At 62.0% G+C, this 20,651-nt stretch carries 17 protein-coding genes; 8 read left to right on the forward strand and 9 right to left on the reverse strand.

Annotated features, from left to right (window positions below; genetic code table 11):
• Window positions 1-223: 223 nt before the first annotated feature.
• Window positions 224-1,582, forward strand: a complete 1,359-nt coding sequence (locus WCL10_RS09530) for a tyrosine-type recombinase/integrase (protein ID WP_336895392.1) — start codon at window positions 224-226, stop codon at window positions 1,580-1,582.
• A gap of 9 nt (window positions 1,583-1,591) precedes the next feature.
• Here WCL10_RS09530 and WCL10_RS09535 read toward each other — a convergent pair whose 3' ends face one another.
• Entirely contained in the window at window positions 1,592-1,867 is a 276-nt protein-coding gene (locus tag WCL10_RS09535; protein ID WP_336895393.1) for a DUF5818 domain-containing protein, read from the reverse strand.
• A complete protein-coding gene (locus WCL10_RS09540; protein WP_336895394.1) occupies window positions 1,815-2,477 on the reverse strand; it encodes a lytic transglycosylase domain-containing protein in 663 nt (220 codons plus the stop codon). Before WCL10_RS09540 ends, WCL10_RS09535 begins: the two co-directional genes overlap by 53 nt.
• A 127-nt stretch (window positions 2,478-2,604) precedes the next feature.
• On the opposite strand from WCL10_RS09540, the gene WCL10_RS09545 reads away from it, so the two are divergent.
• Window positions 2,605-3,501, forward strand: a complete 897-nt coding sequence (locus tag WCL10_RS09545; RefSeq protein ID WP_336895417.1) for a toprim domain-containing protein — start codon at window positions 2,605-2,607, stop codon at window positions 3,499-3,501.
• A gap of 73 nt (window positions 3,502-3,574) precedes the next feature.
• Window positions 3,575-7,807 (forward strand): strawberry notch family protein, encoded by a 4,233-nt coding sequence (locus tag WCL10_RS09550; protein ID WP_336895395.1) that lies wholly within the window; start codon window positions 3,575-3,577, stop codon window positions 7,805-7,807.
• Between the two features lie 293 nt (window positions 7,808-8,100).
• On the opposite strand, the gene WCL10_RS09555 is transcribed toward WCL10_RS09550, so the two are convergent.
• Window positions 8,101-9,165 carry an aromatic ring-hydroxylating dioxygenase subunit alpha gene (locus WCL10_RS09555; protein ID WP_336895396.1) on the reverse strand — a complete coding sequence of 355 codons (1,065 nt, stop codon included), beginning with the start codon at window positions 9,163-9,165 and terminating at the stop codon, window positions 8,101-8,103.
• A gap of 274 nt (window positions 9,166-9,439) precedes the next feature.
• On the opposite strand from WCL10_RS09555, the gene WCL10_RS09560 reads away from it, so the two are divergent.
• Window positions 9,440-10,249 (forward strand): SDR family oxidoreductase, encoded by an 810-nt coding sequence (locus tag WCL10_RS09560; protein WP_336895397.1) that lies wholly within the window; start codon window positions 9,440-9,442, stop codon window positions 10,247-10,249.
• Window positions 10,250-10,258: 9 nt separating this feature from the next.
• The gene (locus WCL10_RS09565) at window positions 10,259-11,689 is read left to right on the forward strand and encodes an amidase family protein (protein ID WP_336895398.1); all 1,431 of its coding nucleotides are present in this window, start codon (window positions 10,259-10,261) and stop codon (window positions 11,687-11,689) included.
• Between the two features lie 9 nt (window positions 11,690-11,698).
• Here WCL10_RS09565 and WCL10_RS09570 read toward each other — a convergent pair whose 3' ends face one another.
• The 6 genes from WCL10_RS09570 to WCL10_RS09595 all read right to left on the reverse strand — a co-directional run bounded on the left by WCL10_RS09570 (window position 11,699) and on the right by WCL10_RS09595 (window position 16,363).
• A complete protein-coding gene (locus tag WCL10_RS09570; protein ID WP_336895399.1) occupies window positions 11,699-13,435 on the reverse strand; it encodes an amidohydrolase family protein in 1,737 nt (578 codons plus the stop codon).
• A gap of 72 nt (window positions 13,436-13,507) precedes the next feature.
• Window positions 13,508-14,215, reverse strand: coding sequence for a helix-turn-helix transcriptional regulator (locus WCL10_RS09575; RefSeq protein ID WP_336895400.1), 708 nt, complete (start codon window positions 14,213-14,215; stop codon window positions 13,508-13,510).
• A complete protein-coding gene (locus tag WCL10_RS09580) occupies window positions 14,212-14,349 on the reverse strand; it encodes a hypothetical protein (protein WP_336895401.1) in 138 nt (45 codons plus the stop codon). The genes WCL10_RS09575 and WCL10_RS09580 overlap by 4 nt, the downstream gene beginning before the upstream one ends.
• A gap of 412 nt (window positions 14,350-14,761) precedes the next feature.
• The gene (locus WCL10_RS09585) at window positions 14,762-15,343 is read right to left on the reverse strand and encodes a hypothetical protein (protein ID WP_336895402.1); all 582 of its coding nucleotides are present in this window, start codon (window positions 15,341-15,343) and stop codon (window positions 14,762-14,764) included.
• A gap of 9 nt (window positions 15,344-15,352) precedes the next feature.
• A complete protein-coding gene (locus tag WCL10_RS09590) occupies window positions 15,353-15,730 on the reverse strand; it encodes a hypothetical protein (RefSeq protein ID WP_336895403.1) in 378 nt (125 codons plus the stop codon).
• A 72-nt stretch (window positions 15,731-15,802) separates the two neighbouring features.
• A complete protein-coding gene (locus tag WCL10_RS09595; RefSeq protein ID WP_336895418.1) occupies window positions 15,803-16,363 on the reverse strand; it encodes a hypothetical protein in 561 nt (186 codons plus the stop codon).
• A gap of 678 nt (window positions 16,364-17,041) precedes the next feature.
• Here WCL10_RS09595 and WCL10_RS09600 point away from each other — a divergent pair.
• The 3 genes from WCL10_RS09600 (at window position 17,042) to WCL10_RS09610 (ending at window position 20,620) form a co-directional block, all read left to right on the forward strand.
• On the forward strand, window positions 17,042-19,060 hold the full coding sequence (locus WCL10_RS09600; RefSeq protein ID WP_336895404.1) for a ParB/RepB/Spo0J family partition protein: 2,019 nt from the start codon (window positions 17,042-17,044) through the stop codon (window positions 19,058-19,060).
• Between the two features lie 158 nt (window positions 19,061-19,218).
• Window positions 19,219-20,184: a zincin-like metallopeptidase domain-containing protein gene (locus tag WCL10_RS09605; protein ID WP_336895405.1), complete on the forward strand. Its 966-nt coding sequence runs from the start codon at window positions 19,219-19,221 to the stop codon at window positions 20,182-20,184.
• Between the two features lie 13 nt (window positions 20,185-20,197).
• On the forward strand, window positions 20,198-20,620 hold the full coding sequence (locus WCL10_RS09610) for a hypothetical protein (RefSeq protein ID WP_336895406.1): 423 nt from the start codon (window positions 20,198-20,200) through the stop codon (window positions 20,618-20,620).
• The last annotated feature ends 31 nt before the right edge of the window (window positions 20,621-20,651 follow it).

Genomic DNA, 20,651 nt, shown 5'->3' on the forward strand with positions numbered 1-20,651 from the left:
TGCAGCACCAGCCTGCCCGGCTGGTGACCCCTACGGGAATCGAACCCGTGTTTCAGCCGTGAGAGGGTACAAAAATCGGCGTTTTTTGACCATCTGATTGGTCCGCTCGCTTCCGTAAACATCCATATTTATCATCCACTTGCAATCCGAAACGTCCACATCTATCCTCAAAATCACGCATGGGCTTATTTGACGTATATTTGACGTTTTTGCGGAATCCGACATGTCCCGAACGATCGACGATGCACCACTGACCACCCGCGAAGCTCGCCGTCGTTTGGACGTCGGTCTTCACTGGCGTAGCTTGGACGCTGACATACACTTGGGTTACCGCAAGGGAAAGCGCGCCGGCACCTGGCTCGTTCGCTGGAGAACCGGTCAGGGATATCGTCAGTCTTCTCTTGGAACCGCCGACGACACAATCGATGTGGGCACCCTCGATTATCGATCGGCCGCTAAAGCTGCCGTCGCGCAGGTTGCGGATGCTCGTACAGAAGCAAAGGCCGCTGCCGACGGACCGCCGCTGACGGTTCGTTCAGCCGTCGAGATTTATATTGAATCCCGCGATGCGCGCGAGAGACGTCGGACCGGTAGGGATATTCGCTCGGACGCAGCACGCCGGCTGGAAAAGTTGGTCATTGGGCGTCCTTCCCGCGGTAAGCGGGCAGCAATAGTTGCTAGCAGCTTAGCGGAGATTCCCCTTCACAAGCTGACCGAAGATGATCTTCAATCTTGGCGGGCAAGCCTGCCAACTGACTTCAAGCCGACCGGAATTCAGAGGGTAGTGAATGACCTCAAGGCTGCATTGAATAGCTGTGCTGAGCGACACTACTCCCGTCTGCCATCAGGCCTCATGAGCACCATCAAGCGCGGATTGCGCACAATCGTCCACGAGGCGGACGAAGACGATGATGCTTTGGTTGCCCGGGAAAACCAGATCCTTTCTGACGACCAGGTCGCCAGTCTAATGTCGGCAACGCTTGAAATCGATCGCGCGAAAGGTTGGGAAGGTGACCTATACCGGCTCATCTTGGTCATGGCAGCAACCGGTGCCCGCTTTTCTCAGGTTACTCGGCTAAGAGTGATGGACGTTCAAACCGCGTCGGGGCGCTTGATGATGCCGCCAAGCCGAAAAGGGCGGGGAGGGAAGGCGCGCTTGATCCCTGTGCCGATCGGACGTGACGTTCTTGAGGTTCTGGTCCCCATAGTTGTGGGGCGGCCCAAGGGAGCGCCCTTGTTTGAGCGCTGGCGCTACAGTCAGCAGCCCGGAACGATACGCTGGGCTCGGTCTTTGCGGGGACCATGGCAGACACCAGGCGAGATCGTGCGTCCCTGGGGAGACATCCGAAAGAAAGCCGGTCTTCCCGACGTCATTCCCTACGCCCTTCGGCATTCCTCGATTGTGAGAGGCATCCGCGCGAACCTCCCAACTCGTCTGGTTGCTGCCATCCATGACACTAGCATCGTCATGATCGAGCGGCACTACGCTCGCCATATTGCAGATGGTCTTGATACCTTGGCGGCTCAGGCAATTATCCCGCTCGCCGCCGACGGCAGTCCACCTCTGTCGGCAGTCGCATAGCCACGCTTGTTACGCACTGGTCTCTGCGACGCCCATCCAATCTGCACGCAAGCGGTCGATGCCCGCGATGGTACCTTCGACGACAATCGTTGAGCCAACGAGATTATCAGTGGGCATCTCGCTTTCGACAATCCAGACCTCGTCGGCTTTCGTGGTCAGGATCATCCCGCGACTGCCGCGGCTCAGCATTCCAGACACGCGTATTCGACTGGAACTCACAACCACCTCCTTTTCAGAAACGCCAATGACGCAGCACATCGCGCACATAGGTCGGCGTCTCGCCATTGTGCGGGATGCCGCCAGCTCGTTCTACTGCGCCAGGACCAGCATTGTAGGCAGCGATAGCCAGATGCACTACCCCGAACTTGTCGAGCATTTGGCGCAGATACCGCGCTGCGCCGAAGATGTTGGGCATTGGATCGAAGCGGTTTGAAATGCCAAGATCGCGAGCAGTTCCGGGCATTAGCTGTCCCAACCCAGCGGCACCAGCCTTGCTAATCGCCAATGGATTATACCGGGACTCTGTCCATACCAACGCGTCGAGAAGGCCCGCCGGTAACGCATATTGCGTCTCAGCAGCGTAGACATGGGGGAGGTAACTTGCTCGGCGAAAACCCGACGGTCCCCTGCTTTCGGATTTCGCATAGCGATAGGGAAAGTGGATCCGGCCAGCTTCGACGATAGCGGCGGCGGGCAAGGTATTATCTTTGGGACGTTTCCAGATACCATGCTCGACCAATTGGAAACCGTTTGACGCCTCGGCCACATGGAAGCCCTGAGGTCTCATCTCAGGGGCAGTGGCAACTCCAGTGATCGCTTCCTCCCGCGCTTGAGCGGGGGCGATAACCGCTAGTCCCGTCACCGCCGCAGCAAACGTTGCCCATCTCAGCCTCATGAATCGATTCCTTCTATATCCGAATCGGTCTGGAACATATAAAGAACAAGATGTGTAGGAAAACGCATTGATGGCAGCGCAGAGCGGAGGCTGCGCGGGTGGAGGCATGCCAGAATGGAGATGTCCCATGCCCCAAGTTCACAGTCGCGAAACGCTCGAAGTCCGCGCTCGCATGATCGTCGAGGCACTGAGTGGGAAGTGGTCCCGTTCGCGCGGTATGTGTTGCTGCCCGGCCCACGCTGATCGTACCCCATCACTCAGCATCACGCTTGGTAAGCGCGCGATCCTGGTTCATTGCTTTGCTGGCTGCACCAATGAGGCCGTCATACAGAGCATGGCCAAGCTTGGGGTGCGGATTTCGGACCTGTTCGACGGTTCGGGCGGCCCGATCGCAGCCAAGCCGCGTCACGAAATCGCCGACCGCAACGCACTCAGGCTATGGCTCGAGGCCTCACCCCTTACGGGCAGCTCGGCCGCTCGCTACCTCTCGGCAAGAGGTATCACGGTCGCATCGTCCGAGCTGCGCTTTCATCCGCGTATGCCGCTTGGCCCCAAGGGCTCCGTGCAGTTCCTTCCGGCGATGGTGGCGGCGGTGCGCAATGATGCCGGAATCTTGGCGCTGCACCGCACCTTCCTCAACCCCGATGGCGACGGTCTTGCAAAGTTCGACCAGCCCAAGCGAGCACTGGGCAGTCTCGGTTCTGGCGCGGTGCGCCTGGCGTTCCCGCGAACGGCGCGCCTCGGCCTCGCCGAAGGTGCCGAAAGCGCGCTTTCAGCAATGCAACTTTTCGGAATTCCTTGCTGGGCGACTCTGGGCAACGAGCGTTTCGGACTGGTCACGATCCCGGAGTCGGTGCGCGAACTCATTCTGTTCGTCGACAACGATGCTGGCGGCCTGCTCGCAGAAGAACGCGCTCGTGAAGCCTATGCCCAAATGGATCGGCGGATCGTAACCCAGCGCCCTGAGCGTGCTGACGAGGACTGGAATGACGTGCTTATGCGGCGATTGCGCGCGACGGTTTGAGCGTCGCAGAGAGGAAAGGTGGCTTGGGGCCTTTTGAGCCCTGCATGGCGCTGGTCTCGTCAGGAGGTTTCGCATGTCCACTTTCCCCGTTCTCGCCTTGCCGTTTGGTGGGCAGCCCCTTGTGCTGTCAGTCGCGCATGCCCTTGCAGCTCGGTTTACCCGATCCGAGGCCATCACACGCCCTACCCTCAATGGTGAGCTGTCCGCGTATTTTGGTGGCAGCGATGCAGCTGGCCGCTGGTCTGTGCGCGACGCGCATGCAGCGCTCGAACTGGCGCAAGTCGTATGGCTGCAGGATCAGACGACACTTGATCTGCGTGCCGATCCCATCGCAGCTGCAGAATTCTTCGGCCTTCTTGATGTCTTGGTGCCGCGTCAGACCACGCGCAGCGACGAGCAGATCGAGCTACAGCAGTTCGCAACCCCACCACGTCTTGCCTGGCTGGCGGCACGAGCCTGTGGCGTCGAACGCGGAGATCTGGTCCTCGAGCCTTCCGCCGGAACCGGAATGCTGGCCCTCTGGGCGGACAAGGCGGGAGCAAAGCTTGCACTCAACGAGATCTCCGCGCTGCGGCGGGATTGTCTCGGTCGCCTGTTTCCAGCGGCCAGCATTACGGGCCACGACGCAGAACTGATCGACGACCTCTTGGGCGCGGCGCCTCGGCCAGCGGTAGTCCTGATGAACCCGCCCTATTCCATGGGCGCAGAACGCGGTCACGACGGCCGCACGTGCGCGCGGCACCTGCGTTCAGCATGGAACCGCCTTGCCTCTGGTGGGCGGCTCACCGCGATCATGCCCGAGTGGTTCGACATCGGCCGGTTTTTGCGCCGCATGACCGGCCCAGCGGCGCTCCGCCTCAACGTCGCCATCGAGCGCGGGTTCGTTGCCCAGGGCACCTCGATCACCACGCGGCTGCTGGTGCTCGACAAGGTCGATGCGGCCAGCGAACCGGTCATCGCTCGGACCTCGGACTTTGCAGAGCTCTGTGCTCTGGTGGATGCGGTCCCAGCTCGCGCCACAACCCCAGCTGTAGCGGCAACGCCGCTTTTCCCTCTCAAGGGCCTGCCGCGGCTGCGCCCGGGGCTTCGTCCATTGCGAGTGGTGGCGAAGTCTCCTGCAGCAAGTGGAGCGGCCGCGCCGGTAACCTACAAAGCGCTCGATGTGCCGGCCCCGACGCCTGAGCAGGTCGGTCACTATTTGCCCTACCGGCCCAGTCGGATCGAGATTGCGGGGGCTGCTCAACACCCCACGCCTCTGGTTGAATCAGTCGCTATGGGCTCGATCACAGCGCCAGTGCCCACGATAGTGCCGAAGCTGCCCGGCGGGGTTGTAGCGCGCGGGCTGCTCTCGGCAGCGCAGATCGAGACTCTTGTCTACGCCGTCAGCGCTCACGCGCGGGACTTGCCCGGCCTGTTTGCGCCCGAGGACAAAGGCTGCACGATCAAGGCCAGCGCCGAAGGCAAGGCGTACCGCATGGGTTATTTCCTGGGTGACGGGACTGGCGCTGGCAAAGGGCGTCAGGTCGCCAGCGTCATTCTCGATCGCTGGGTGCAGGGCGGGCGCCGCCATATCTGGATATCCAAGAATGAGGCGCTGCTCGAAGACGCACGCCGCGACTGGTCGGCGCTTGGCGGCTTGGCGATCGATATCCAGCCACTCGCGACCTGGAAGCTCGGCAGCCCTGTCACGATGCAGGAGGGCATCCTGTTCGTGACCTATCCGACGCTTCGCTCGGGACGTGCGGACGCCACCCGGTTCGATCAGATCCTCGCTTGGGCGGGCGAAGACTTCGACGGCGTTATTGTCTTCGATGAAGCCCACGCCATGGCCAACGCTGCGGGCGGCGAAGGCTCGCGAGGCAAAACGAAGGGCTCGGAACAAGGTGTCGCTGGCGTACGCCTCCAGAACCTGCTGCCGCGAGCACGCGTCCTCTATGCTTCGGCCACCGGTGCGTCGGACGTGAACAATCTCGCTTACGCCACACGTCTCGGCCTCTGGGGACCGGAAACGGCCTTTGCCACCCGCGAGGAGTTCGTCACCGACATCCGCGCAGGCGGCATTGCCGCGATGGAACTCGTCGCCCGCGATCTGAAAGCGCTCGGGCTCTACACTGCGAGGGCTATCTCATTCGCGGGTGTCGAATACGAGATCCTCGAGCATCACCTCAGCGCAGATCAAATCGCGGTCTACGATGCCTATGCCGATGCCTGGGCGATCATCCACGCCAATCTGCGCGAGGCGCTCGAGGCCACACGCATTGTCGATTGTGAAACCGGAGGGACGCTCAACAGCGGAGCAAAATCGGCCGCGCTCTCGGTCTTCGAAGGCACCAAGCAACGCTTCTTCGCGCAGCTACTGCTGTCGCTGAAGCTGCCGAGTCTGCTCCCGGCAATCGACGCGGCGCTGCAGGAAAACCACGCAGTCGTCGTGCAGTTGGTCTCGACGGCCGAGGCCATGCTTGACCGCCGCCTCGCCGATCTGTCCGATGAAGAACGCGAAGAGTTGGAGATCGACCTGTCGCCCCGTGAATACGTGGTTGACTACCTGATGAAGAGCTTCCCCGTGCGGCTGATGGCTGTCTTCACCGACGAGAACGGCAATCCGCGCTCCGAGCCGATGAGCGACGAACACGGCGCACCCGTGCTGTGCCAGTCAGCGCTCGCCGCGCGCGAGCGGATGGTCGAGCAGCTCTGCGCGCTGCCGCCGATCGCCACCGCGCTCGATGCCATCATCGAACGCTTTGGCACCGACAAAGTCGCTGAAGTCACTGGCCGCACCAAGCGGCTCGTCGTCGGATCTGACGGGCGCCAGAAGTTGCAGTCCCGCACCCCGCGCGCCAACCTTGCCGAGACCCAGGCGTTTATGGACGGCGACAAGCGTATTCTCGTGTTCTCGGATGCCGGCGGCACGGGGCGCAGCTATCACGCCGATCTTGCCGCCAAGAACCAGGCCCGCCGCGTCCACTTTCTGCTCGAACCAGGCTGGCGGGCCGATGCGGCCATTCAAGGCCTTGGCCGCACGAACCGCACCAATCAGGCCTCAGCCCCGTTGTTCCGCCCCGTGACCACAGATGTTCGCGGCGAGCGCCGCTTTATCTCGACCATCGCCCGGCGCCTCGACAGCCTTGGTGCGCTCACACGCGGCCAGCGCCAGACCGGCGGGCAGAACTTGTTTGACCCCGCCGACAATCTCGAAAGCGTATACGCGAAGGATGCGCTCAACCGCTGGTTCGGCCTGCTGTTCCAGGGCAAGCTCGAGGCCGTGGGCCTCGCCCGTTTCCAGGACCTGACTGGTCTCAAGATCGAAAGTCCCGACGGCGGCATGGTCGACGACTTGCCGACAATCCAGCGCTGGCTCAACCGCATCCTTGCCTTGCCGATCGGACTCCAGAACGGGATCTTCGACGAATTCCTCGGCCTTGTCGAAGCGAGGATCGACGCGGCCCGCGCCGCCGGCACGCTCGATCTCGGGCTCGAGACCATCGCGGTCGAGAGCTTCGAGGTCGTGTCTGACACTCTCCTCAGGACCGACAATGTGTCCGGGGCCACGACGCACCTGCTTGAACTCGAGATCGCCCGCGCGCTCAAACCGCTAACGCTGGAGCGGCTCGTTCAGCTGGAAGCAGCATCGGGCCATCGCCATCGGTTCCTGCGTAACACGCGCTCGGGCAGGGCGGCGTTGGTGGTGCCAGCGCGCAGCCTGCTTGCCGATGACGGGAGCCGCATCACGCGCCACGAACTGGTGCGCCCGTTGAAGCGTGGATACCTGTCCGACGATCAACTTGCAGAGAGCAGCTGGGAGCCGGTCGATGAGCCCGCTTTCCGCGGTGCATGGCAAAGCGAAGTCGACGAAGCTCTGTCCTCGCTCAAGCGCGAACGCCTGCATCTGGCTACGGGCCTGCTACTCCCGGTCTGGGATAAGCTGCCAACTGACTATGTTCGGGTGAGCCGCATCTCCGCAAGCGATGGCCGCTCGCTGCTGGGCCGCGAGGTCCCACTGCATGCCGTCGGCGAGATATGCAACGCGCTCGGTCTTGATGCCGCACCCGAGATTGCACCTGAGAGCCTCATTGCGGCGGTTCTTACGAGTGGCCGTACCATGCCGGTCAAGGCGAGGGAGACGCTTCTGCTCAAACGGAGCCTCGTCAACGGCGCGCAGCGGCTTGAACTGACCGGTTGGTCGGCAAGCCGGCTCGACTGGTACAAGGCGCAGGGCTGCTTCACGGACATTATCCGGTTCCAGACGCGTCTGTTCGTTCCGCTGGAGGGTGCTGCTGAGGTTGTGGCGAGCATTGAGCGCCATTGATCGACCGGGTTTGGGACATTTCCGCCGTTCGTATGCGGCATGTCGAACGGCAGCTCTTGTCAGAAGTCGTCGTTCAGCGCCCGCCGACCAGCATTGCAGAACGACTTAAGCTGGGCCGGTTTCGGACTGGCAGTTTTCGGGTCCGCCATGAAGGTAAGCGGCCATCTATGTCGAGCGTGCCGGTCGCCGGCTTGAGGTCGTTAAGGGCTCTTGGCCCGGTATGTTCGGCGACCTTCAGAAAACCCGGGCGCAATTGCCAGAACTGTACCGGGCCAGCCATCCGATCGACGGATTCAGCATGCGGCATCGTCCTCCTCTCTGGTTGATCGGGAATCCAGTGCTTCGGCGGCCAGCCGACGGGCGACAAGTCGCCGGAACAGCGCCGGCGCCTTGTCATGCGGCATGAATACCTTTTGCAGGTCTGCCGGCGTCCGGTCCCAGATGCGTTGCTGGGCTTCGATCATGGCGCGGTCTTCGGCAAAGGCAGCGTTGATCACGACCATCAGGCCATCGAGGAATTCCGGGCTGGCAATCCGCGCATCGACGCCAGAGGCATAAAAATAGCGCGTCTGGCGCTCATCGATGGGGGTCACCGCCTGTTGTTCAACGCGGCGATAGACCGGCATTGCGGTGCTGCGTTCAAAATTGCACGCCGCCGCGGTGCCGACAGGAAAGGCATGGGTCGTCATCAGAAATACGCCTGGCAACAGATATTCATACATGTTCCAGGAATCGACCCGGTCGGGCGCCATCGGCGACAAGAGGTGGTCGCAAAACCAGCGTTCGACGGTGAGTCCGTCCTCGACACTGGTGACTCGCGGTTGCACCGGCATCCATTTGGCGCCTGTCGCGTAGCCAAGTGTCTTCTCGTGAACGAAATCGAGGTGCGACAGATCGCAGAGGTTGTCGTTGATCAGCTCGTAATTGGCGGCGTAGTCGAGCACACCTTCGCGCAGAGCCCATTCGGGGCTATCGAGCCCGAAGCCAGTGGGGATGCGTTCCGGATCGGCCAGTGCCGCATCGCCCATCCATACCCAGATCCAGCTTGATTTTTCGGCAATCGGAAAGCTGCGCGTGCGGCATCCTGCGGGGGTCGTCGTTGTGCCGGGTGCCTTGTCGCAACTGCCGTCGGCAGCAAAACGCATGCCATGATACATGCAGCGCAGGAAATCCCCCTCGACACGGCCGAGCGACAGCGGCGCATGGCGATGCGGACAACGGTCTTCCATGGCTGCTGCGGTCCCGTCGGCCGTCCGGAACAACACAATCGGCTCACCCAGAATGGTACGGCCAATCGGCACTTCGCCAAGTTCGTTGCTCCAGGCGGCGACGTACCAGAGGTTGCGGATGAACGGCATCGATGTTTAATCCTCAGGTTTGAAGTTCGGTGATGAGCGCGTCAAAGATCACTTCGTAGCAATCAAGGTCAGCGCCAGTAACGAGATGCCGTGCCCAGCGGTTTCGGCCTCGAGCGTGGCGGCCAAGGCAGCGTTCATGCCACTGCTGACAGGGCCATTGTCACTCCTTTTGCGGATCCTCGCGTCTGGTACCAAAGCTATTAGATCGCGGATTCGTTGCTATCATCCTTTCGGACGATGTCGGCAGCGAGCAGTGCCGATTAGCAAATGACCGATGACGATCATCGCTCCCCTCGCCGGCTCCGCTCAGGCGTTCAGTCTCGCCGGGCGTGTTGCGATCATCACCGGCGCCGGCAAGGGCATTGGCCGCGCCATTGCCATGGTCTTTGCGGCGGCGGGTGCGTCCATCGTTGTCGGCACACGAACCGAAGCAAATGGCCAGGCGACAGTTGACGAAATCACCGCAAAAGGCGGCAACGCCAGCCTGATTGTCTGTGATGTCGCAAAGCGTGAGACCGCAGCCTTGCTGGTCGATGCGGCGCTGTCGCGCTTTGGCCGCATCGACATTGTCCTGCACAACGCTGCTGTCTATCCGATGTGTCCGATAGCCGAGCTCAGTGAAGACATGCTCGACGAGACGCTGGCGGTCAATTTGAAGGCCGCGTTCTGGCTGACGGCAGCGGCATTGCCGCATCTGCGCAAATCACCGGCGCCGCGCATTCTGGTCACTTCGTCGGTCACCGGCCCGCGCGTGGCCCTCCCGGGGCTGGCCCATTATGCGGCCTCCAAGTCCGGACTCAATGGCTTCATCCGCGCCGCCGCGATGGAGTATGCGCGTGAAGGCATCACCGTAAACGGCGTTGAACCAGGACTGATCCATACGGATGCGATCGACGCACTGGGTGATGCCGACGCTGTCGCCGGCATGGCCCGTGCCATTCCGCTGCGCCGTCTTGGCCGGCCCGAAGAGATCGCTTTCGCGATGCAGTATCTGGCGTCAGATGCTGCTGCGTTTGTGACCGGTCAGACGATCATCGTCGATGGCGGCGCACTGCTGCCGGAAAATCTTTCGGCACTTGAATAGGAGACGCCCGTGCAGATCGACGAATACACCAGCCAGGATGCAACGGGCCTCGCAGCGCTGATTCGCTCGGGCGCGGTTTCGGCAGCCGAAGTCGGCGCGGCCGCGCTTGCGGCGATTGCCGCTGTCAATCCGAAGATCGAAGCCGTGCTCGATGTCGCGGCCGAAGTGCCGAACCCGGCAGGCGACGGGCTGCTCGCTGGCGTGCCGTTCCTGATCAAGGATCTGGGGCCAGCATTGGCCGGTATGAAATCCGAGGCCGGCAGCCGCCTGTGCCAGGGGTATGTGCCCGAAACCAACTCGCACCTCGTCAATCGCTATCTTGGCGCCGGGCTTGTCATTCTTGGCCGCACCAAATCTCCCGAATTCGGTTTCAGTGCGACCACCGAGCCTCTGCTCTATGGGCCGGCGCGCAATCCGTGGAATCCGCTGTTCACACCGGGCGGTTCCAGCGGCGGTTCGGCGGCGGCGGTTGCAGCCGGCGCCGTTCCGGCCGCCCATGCCAATGACGGCGGCGGATCGATCAGGATTCCGGCGGCATTCTGCGGCCTTGTCGGCCTGAAAACATCGCGCGGACGGATCTCCGTCGGGCCAGGCATGGCCGAGGCGGTTGGCGGGTTGGGCGTGGATCATGTCGTAACACGAACCGTGCGCGATGCCGCATTGTTGCTCGATATCTCGCACGGTCAGTGCCCCGGTGATCCCTATGGCATCGCCGGCCCGGACGTGCCCTTTGTCGAAGCAGTGCGACCGCCCCATCGGCGCATGCGCATCGGCGTTGTCGAACAGTCCTTCGATGGCAGTGCAATCGATCCCGACATCGCCGCCGCGCTGCGGGATACGGCTGATCATCTGGCGGCGCTTGGCCATGGCGTCGAACGGATCGAATTGGCGTTCGGTGTGCCTTGGTCCAATTACGTCTGGGCGACCATGGCCATCTGGTGTGGCGGCATTGCATTCATCATCGACAGCGTTGCGGCGGCGACCGGCCGCCCCATCAATAAGACGATGATCGAGTCTGCCAATCTGCAGGCCTATCACCACGGCAAGTCGCTCTCGGCGACGGAAATCTTCGGCGCTTACGCGGCGCTCAATGTGGTGCGGCAGAACATTGCCGCGCAAATGGGCGGGTTCGATCTTCTGCTCTCGCCAGTGGTGCCGCGGTTGACCCCGCGTATCGGGACACCCGCCGTCGTCCTTGCTGGCCGCAGTCTCGCTGAATGGGGCCCCGAACTGTTCGGCTATGTCGGTTTCACATCGCTGTTCAATGTAACGGGCGGCCCAGCAATTTCGGTACCGTTGCACCAGAGCAGCGCCGGCCTGCCAATCGGCATCCAGTTGGCGGCCGACCTTGGCGGCGAGGCGCTTTTGCTGTCGATTGCCGCAGAGCTGGAGGTATCCCGGCCTTGGTCCGGCCGGCGTCCGGGAATTTTTGCCGCCTGAACAGCTGCGTTATAGAGTTGCCAGGGCACCTGCGGAATGCGCCGTTCGGCCGCCAACGATGGTTTGCAGAACCTGGGTCCCCGGCAGATCTTCAAGTCTCGCGGTCAACGGGTTGCGGTCGGCGATGGTCATGTCGAAGTGCATCCCCGGCCGCAGCGCGCCGATGTCGCTGCGCCCCATCACTTTGGCACCATTGGCCGTCCAGCCGCTGAGCGATTGCTGGCGGGTGAGGCCGTGGCCGGGCAAGTGCGCGACGCTGTGGTTGCTACCGCAAAACCGGCAGCTTTCCTGAAGCGCGATGTGCTCGAAGACATTCTTCGGTCCCCAATCGGTGCCGTTGGCGACCGTCAGGCCATGATCCCACATCCGTTTCATCGGCACCTGGTCGTCATGGATATGTGCCCCGATACGCTCGGCATAAAGATCGCCCTTGCCCCACAGGAAACTGATACTCGAGGAAACGTCGATGCCGAGTTCAGCGAGTTTTTGGATATGCTGTTCGCGGATGATGATGTTGTGCTGTGAAACCCAGCCACGGCCCTTGGGGGTGCGGCCCTGCAGCACCTCGGCCAGCAGCTTGAAAAACATGTCCTGATCCCTGTCGCCTCCCTGGACGACATTCAGCCGGACATCATTGTCGAGGCAAAATTCGATGATCCGGCGCTCGGTCGCATCGGAGAAGAATTGGTGGCCAAAGGTCTCCCTCCCAAGATGGTCACGATAGGGAAAGGTGGTGCGCATCAACCCCGGCGCGCATGGCCCGCCATTGCCGTACGACAGCCCTTCGAAACTATACATGTCGTCATCGCCGCCGCGCAGCGTCAGCGCATTGGCGAGCCGGGCCAGGATCTCCTCCTCGCTCGGATCGACCTGCGGCTGGAACACCAGTGCATAGTCGACCGCGCAATGCACCCGCATCGTCAACTGGCCCTTGTCGCGCAGAGCGCGCCAGGCAAGCACGTGATCACGCTCCATCGCATGCGCTTCATAGCCTGCGGTGACCCCCAGCGCATGCATCTGCTGCTGACCGACAAGGCCGCCGATCTCCCACAGTTCGGGCGGCGGCGCGCCCAGACGGGTATTGATCGACATCCAGTAAGGATCGAGCGTGTAATAATTGTTGACCGCGCCGCGCAGAATGCCGGTCGGAATGCCGGCGGCGTCCTTCTCGATTTCGACATCGCAGACCCTGTCGGGCGTGATCGAACCGATTCCGACCATCATCAACGCAAGGCTGTTCATCGCGACGATATTGGGTGTGCGCGGTCCCCAGGCGGTTATGATGATCGGGTGCACGCTGCTCGCCTGGTCAAGCTCCCAGCGGTTTGGCAAGCGACCTTCGGCAAGATCGGTGTACCAGCGCCGGATGAAGTAATGCGGTTCGCCGACTGGCGTGCACTGGATCCAGCTACCCGGCGGGAACATCGGCAACCTCGCCCGGATGCGTGCCAGAATATCGGCATGATCGATAGCATTGAGCAGATCGACCTGCCCGGTCTGAAAGGCGGCGAAATGCATGGCATGCGGGTGGCTGTCGATCAGGCCTGGCATGGCCGTTGCGCCATCAAGATCGATATTCCGGGGATCGTTGCCGGCAAGGTTTTGCATCTCGTCCAGAGTGCCCGTGGCCACCACTCGCCCATCGCGCGCAACGAGCGCCTCCGCGCTGCTCCATTCGGGCCCGCCGGTCAGGATGGTGCCGCCGGACACCAGAACGGGGCGCGATGTTTCCTCAACCATGACCATATCCTTCGCTAGGCGTCAAAGCAGCTTATCGGTCGGCCCGAACCGGCTGTGGAATCATCCTAAAGTATGGTTTTACTCCTTTGCTTGGCGGTCGGAGAGATAGATTTTGGCGACGAGCTCGGTCCGGGAACTTACGCCTACCTTGGCATAAATCTTCTGCAAATGGGTCTTCACCGTCGGCAACCTGATCGAGAGACTGCGCACGATCTCGTCGTTGCTGGCGCCATTGCGCAGCATTCGGACGATGGCGATCTGCCGCTCGCTGAAGCCAAAGTCGTTTTCCAGCCGCGCCTGGTCTGCGTGCACATGCGGCAGATACAGCTTGACCAAAGAGTATTCGAGAAACGCATGTACCTTCGACAATGATGTCAGTTCTGGTTTCAGGAACGGGCCGCGCTTTCCCGAGCGCAACAACGAAATGCCTGCAACCAGCACGCCTTGGTCGCGAAACAGGACTTCGGCTTCATGTTCGATCTGCTGGCCGTGCATGAAATCCCGAAAATAGGCCTGGCTGGTCAGCGCGGAGACCGGCGAGATATCCTCAAGCGTCGCGATGCTGCGCTTGTAACTTGCAAGGCGGCTTGGATGGAATGGATCGAGTGCCTGATAGGCGTTCACATAATCCGAAAGGGCGCGATAATCGAGGTTGTGCAGGATATGCCCGTGGGGCCGATTGGCCTTGTCGACGAAGTAGAAACAAGCGGCAGTGACATCGACAAGCAGCGCCACCATGCGCAGCAGTTCATGCACATAGCCGGTGTCGACAGACCGGATGCTCACTTTGCAGCCTCAAGACCCGGCTTTGTTGCCACTGTCATTGCGTGATCGCTGCCTAGACCTTCGTCCATTGCCACCAGCCTTTCCTGCATATCTTCGGGCCGCATGATATCAGCATGGGTGGTAGGAGCGGTCATGCCAAGACCCCGCAGCTTTCCAACACCAATCTTCCGATCGGCGTCTGGCTCTCCGCCTGACAATAGCTATTCGTTTTCATGGAACGATCGAAAGACGGCCGGCGCTCCCTGAACGGCCTCTCTCTCATACGCCGGATCCGCTGCAAATCCCGGGTCAACTCACAGCGGAAATCAACACCCTCAATGAAAGGCGGCTTTTGGGATCTGACTTGGGGCAGCCGGGCGTCTTGAATCGGGGCGCTTTGCCGACTGTCCGCTTCGGACATCCAAACGGCAGCTTTTGTCAGGAGCAGACGTTCGCGTTGGCTGATCTGAGCGACCGGCTCTGGTCGCTTGCTGCTGTTTGCTTTGAATCGGCAGTAGTGGGACGAGGCGACCGTTGAGGTCCACGGCCATCGACAGACTATGCCATTCAGTTTGATAGCGGCGGTGGGTTTGACGTCGGAACCTGAAGCGGCTCGCCGATAGGATCTACACCTTCGTCAATGAATCCTGTGATGATTTCGCCGCCTTTGAAGGTGGCGTTGCCGCCCTTAGTCAGGAGGCCAGCCAAGCCAAAGCCAAGCACACCCAGAACGACGCCGCCCGTGTTGCTCGCACCTTGGGTTCCTTTGGTTCCAGCTAACCTGACTGAGCCCCATTGGGTGTCGACGCTGCTCAATCGAAGGCTAAGCTGGCCTTTGCCGCCAGCTGCGCTGGTTCCAGATACAGCAATGACCTCAGCGCGAGCTGCCGCGCCGACCGGGATGACAATCACCCCACCAATCTTAACCGGCGCGTTCACGCGAAGGATTACGCTGTTTCCAGCCTTCGCAGTCCGGCTGTTGACCTCCTTGAGTACCATCAGCTCGATCGCTGTGCCTCTGATCCAGCGTGGCGCGGCGTTGGAACCAGTAGCCTCGGCCGGTGCCGGAGAAGAAATACTAGTCTGAGCTTTTGTAGACGCGGCTAGGCAAAGCGCCAGCATGGCAACCAGAGAGGTCGTCGTGCGCATTGGCTTGTGTCAATTCGCCGGAGCAGATTGGGGTGATCCGCTGGTTGTGCCTGGAGGAGTAAACTTGATCGCAACACCAGTTGCATTGGTTTTACCCCAACTCATGGCAGAGACATGAGCATCACCATATTGGGCCTTTATAACAGCGTCTGCCCCGAGCTTCTTGGCGCGTTCCCACAATTCCCGATAGATTTTTTCTTGTGACGGCGACTTTGAAAACACCGTGGCCTTGCGCACGCCCGCCTGGACCTCGCCGACAACGACGTAAGCGCGGTCAGTGATATCATATGGATAGACGGGCACCCCGAACTCGCCCGTTGCAGCGGCAGCTGCCGGTCCGGCCGGAGCTGTCTCAGCGTAAGCGGGGAAAGTGGCGGTGAGGCTCATTGCTACGAAAAGGGCTAGACGCATTTGCTTAGGTTCCTGTCGTTTCGTCGGGTTTGCGTGCTCGCGCTGGCCCTAGTTTTGGTTTGGGGCAGAGCCGATAGTCGGCGTAGCGGCTGACGGGGCAGCCACTTGAACGGCCGGAACTGCAACCGGCACTTCAAGCGGTTTGGGAGATTGGGCAGCAGCAAAAACCAACGGCACGTCCTCGCCGACGAAACCCTTGATCTGCGTTCCAGCATCGATTTGGGCGCTGGTGCCGGTGGTGAAGAAGCCAACGACTGGCACGAAAGCTACAGCCGCAACGACGCCAGCAGTCCCTGTAACGCCCTTATCGTCAAACGTACCGTTGAGCCGAATTTGGCGGCCATTCACGCTTACGTGGAGGAGACTTGCGGTCAGGTGGCCGGACTTGCCCCACATTCCCTTGTTTCGGACCTCGGTGATTTCCCCAACGGCTGGCGATCCCACCGGAATCACAACATTGCCGCCCACCGACACGGCTTCCAGGACAGACAATTGAAAATGCTGTCCGACACGCAGTTTCTTCCCTTTTGTCGAAAGCGGCTCACTCAGCTTCAGCTGAACTTCTGTTCCGGTTCGAAGGACATTGTCGGAAACCGGCGCGACGGTCATGGCTTGCGCAGGCGCTGGCGAGACCTGGCCTTGCGCACCAGTCGTGAGCAACAGAAACGCGACGGGTCCGCTCGTCAAAAACTTCATAAATTTGCCCCCGTGGTTTCTTCCGTTATCGATATAGGCGGCTGCCCGCCGAGCACCGTGAAGTCAAGGACGGTCGCCGCAGATTTGGCGAGAGTTGAGTTTTCAAGTTTGAACACTTCGATGCGATGCGGCCACAGTCGCCACCGTCAGGCAGAATATCCACTTATCACCCTGTGCAGATTCGCCAGGCCACCTCCGAGAAAATTGGCCTACAACATGAAAGGGATGATCAAGTTCATGGCCATTCGGCCACTCATTGCAGCGATCCACACCTGATCGCGGCCAAAGCCTTAGGCAAAATGGGCCCCAGCCACTCATTCCACCAGAATTTTCCGCTATCGCCTAGGTGCATCTGTACCCAGCCTCGGTCGGATCCAGGAGCGCGCCCTGATGCATCCGAATGTCGGCTTCCCCGGTAGCAGCGTTTTCGAAGCCGCCGGTCCTGATCGGCCGCCAATATAGTCATTGGCCAAAACAGAAATCTGAGACCGCTCTGCTTTGATCGAAGAGGGGAGGGGGCTTTGCCCTGATTGAGCCTGTCAGGCGTCGATGGTCGGCGCACGCGAACGGCTCAGTTCAGGAGTGAAACCGATGTTCCAGACAATTCCTCTCGGCAAGCTAGTTGCCTCCCCCCGCAATGTCCGCCGTCATAGCGACCCGGCCGCAGATGCCGAACTCAAGGCCAGCATGGCGGCGCACGGCTTGCTGCAGAACCTCGTGGTTCGAGCCGCGCCCAAGGGCCGGTTCGAAGTCGAAGCCGGTGAGCGCCGCCGCCGCGCAATGCTCGCGCTGGTCGATGACAAGGTCCTCCCCCGCGACCATCAGGTCACGTGCCTCGTGCTCAGCGCCGACAACGAAACCGCACCCGAAGCGAGCCTGGCGGAGAACTTCCACCGTCTCGCCATGAACCCCGCCGACGAAGCGCAGGCCTTCGCCGCGCTCGTCGAGGGCGGGGCGTCGACCGAACAGGTCGCGCGCCGCTTCGGCCTCACGGTGCGCTTCGTCGAAGGTCGCCTGCGTCTGGCGACGCTCGCACCGGTGGTGTTCGAAGCACTGGCTGCCGGTGAGATCACGCTCGATATGGCCAAGGCCTATGGTGCAACGTCGGACCAACAGATCCAGGCACGCGTCTTCTCGGAGGTGTCAGGTGCCTACTACGCGCCGAACGCCGACAGCATCCGGCGGATGGTGCTTACCGGCACAGTGCGCGGCAGTGATCCGCGGGCGAAGCTTGTCGGACGCGACGCCTACCTTGCGGCGGGCGGCCGGATCGAGCGCGAACTCTTCGACGATGCCGACACCGAGACATGGGTCGATGTTACCCTGTTGGAGACACTGGCTGCGGCGAAGATGGAAGAGGAAGCCCGCGCGCTCGCCGCTGAGCACGGCGTGGCCTGGGTCAAGCCGACGCTCGATCCCTACGCCAGCCATGATCTTGTCGAGGGTCTGGTGCGGCTGCCGGCGGAGCCTGCGCCGCTCAGCGAAGCCGAAATGACCCGGTTGGAAGAGCTCGATGCTTCGTGGGACGAACACGCCGCGATCCTCGAGGATGAGCAGAGCGCGCCCGAAGCGGTCGAAGCCGCGGAAGCGGCCATCGCGGCGATCGAACGCGAGACGCAGGACATCCGCAGTCGCAAGCCGGTCCTGCCTGAGGAGCAGAAGGGTTCGGCAGGCATGATCCTCACGCTGTCGCGCGACGGCACGCCCGTGCTGCAGCCGGTCTTCTACGGCGAGCGGGAGCAATCGGCACAAGGCGATGGCGATGGCATCGAAGTGGTCAGCTCCGAGGGTGATGCGGGACCGCGCCGCGCGACGCTCTCGCGGCGTCTCGTGGACGAACTTGCCATGCAGCGCCGCGACGTGCTTGCGCTGCACCTGGCATCGGACCCGGCGCTTGCACTCGACGTCATGGTCTTCACGCTCGCCGATGCCGACAGCCACGACTGGCAGGCGCGCAGCGCATCGACCATCCGTGGCGGTGTCCCCAGTGGTCCGCTGGTCGGCTTCGAGCCTGCCGACGCGGCTGCAACCGGCGCACTTGCAGAACTCCGGTCGGCCTTGGATGAAAGCTGGCGTGCCGGGTCCGATCAGCTTGAGCGCTTCGACCGGTTCCGGGCGCTCGGTGACCAGGCCCGTGCGGCTTGGCTTGGGCACGTTGTCGCCCGATCACTGGAAGCCAGCCTCAACATGAGCGGCGAACGCCGGATCCCGTTCCAGGATCATCTCGGCGCGTTGATCGGCATCGACATCGCGCAGTGGTGGCGGCCGACGGCGGCAAACTTCTTCGACCGCGTGCCGAAGCAGGTCATTCTCGAGGCGCTGGGCGAAGTCGGCGGCGCGGAGCTCGCGGCGCGCTATGTCTCGGTCAAGAAGGCGGATCTTGCAGCAAGCGCCGAGCGCATCTTTGCCGGAGCGACGATTGCCGAAGTCGCGGAACGGGAACGCGCGCTGGCCTGGGTGCCCGATGTCATGCGGTTCCCCAGCCTTGCTGCCGGCGACGAACAGGTCGCTTCGTCCGAACTGCTGTCCGGTGAACCGCTCAGCGTTAGTCCGGACGCCGAACCCGAACTCCAACAAGCCGATGAGTCCCCCCGCGATCTGGCAGCCTGACCTCCTCCTGACAGGCTGATGGTCGCGAACCTCGAAGCCGTCCCTCGGGCACATCCCGAGGGGCGGCTTCTCTTTTTTGGCCAGAGGAGAGGAGGCGCCCCTGAGGGCGGAAGCCGTGGGCAGGAGCGCCCACGGGGATACCGATCAGGAGAAGCCCCATGTCCAAGTTCCGTTCTCGCGAGCGCAGTGCCATTTCGCCCGCCGCACGTATCACCCAGGAAATCATCGCCCGGCTCGAAGCCGGCACCAAGCCCTGGGTCCAGCCATGGCGCGGTGTGCCGGTCTCGCGGCCCTTGCGGGCCTGCGGGATTCCCTATCGTGGCATGAATTGCTTCTGGCTCTGGATGGTCGCCGACATGTGCGGTTACGCCTCTCCGTTCTGGATGACCTATCGCCAGGCGCAGGAACTCGGCGGACAAGTCCGCAAGGGCGAGAAGTCGACGATCGCGATTTTCTACAAGAGCTACACCAAGGAGGTCGAGGCACCGGATACCGGCGAGCGCAGTGAGGAAGCCCGCCGCGTGCTCAAATCTTACCCGGTCTTCAATGCCGATCAGGTGGAAGGCCTGCCGACCTACTTTCGTCCCGTCGCATCGCTCGAGCTCGTTGAGCCGGAGGGCCGCGAGGACGACCTCGACCGGTTCTTCGCGGCAATCCCGGCAAACCTCCGCAACGCTGGCTCAGAGGCCTACTACGAGCCCGGCATCGACCGGATCACGATGCCGCCGGCAAGCCTGTTCACGGGCTTCGACCACTACTACGCGACGCTCGCACACGAGATGTCGCACTGGACCGGGCACCACAGCCGTCTGGGCCGCGATCTCAAGAACCGCTTCGGCAGCGCGGCCTATGCCGCCGAGGAGCTGATCGCCGAGCTGTCGAGCGCGATGCTCGGAGCCGAACTCGGCCTTCCGGTGGCGCATCTCGACAATCATGCCAGCTACATCGAACACTGGCTCAAACTCCTGAAGGACGACGACCGCGCGATCCTGACCGCAGCGGCGCGTGCAGAGGAGGCGGCCAGTCTGCTGCTGAAGCTTGGCGGCCGAACCACCCTCGCTGACGACGGCGACGACATCAGCGATGCGCTCGGCGATGACGCCGCCGACGCGCTGGCCGCCTGAGGGGAGAGGATTGATGGGACGTTCTGTCAGCTATCCCGCCGGTGCGGTCGTCGCATTTCAGGTGCTCGACATCGACGATGACGGCGACTGGGATTTCGAACTCGAATGGCTGCGCGATGACCTTGTCGAGCGCGCAAGGGCAGCGTTTCCGTCGCTGGAACCCCAGCAAGGATGGCGCGGCCGTGAAGACCGCATTCTGCTGCGCAACGCCTATGCGGATTTCGGGATGTCGATGTACGGCAGTCTCGTCGCCGTGTGGATGGCCGAGCGCGAGGATGGACCTTATTGGGAGAGTGACTGGCGCCATCCCCGCACTGCGCGGGCGCGGCGCTGGTTGTCGCAGATCACCCCGCGTTTCGACGCGCTGTTTGGTCAATACGAATGCCTTGGCCACATGTCGAACGGGGGGGGTGTCTACCGCAAGCGTGCTGCTTGATCGGCTTTGTCCGCAGCGTCAGGTGGCCTCC

Source organism: Novosphingobium sp. (assembly GCF_037133355.1).
Taxonomy (GTDB): domain Bacteria; phylum Pseudomonadota; class Alphaproteobacteria; order Sphingomonadales; family Sphingomonadaceae; genus Novosphingobium.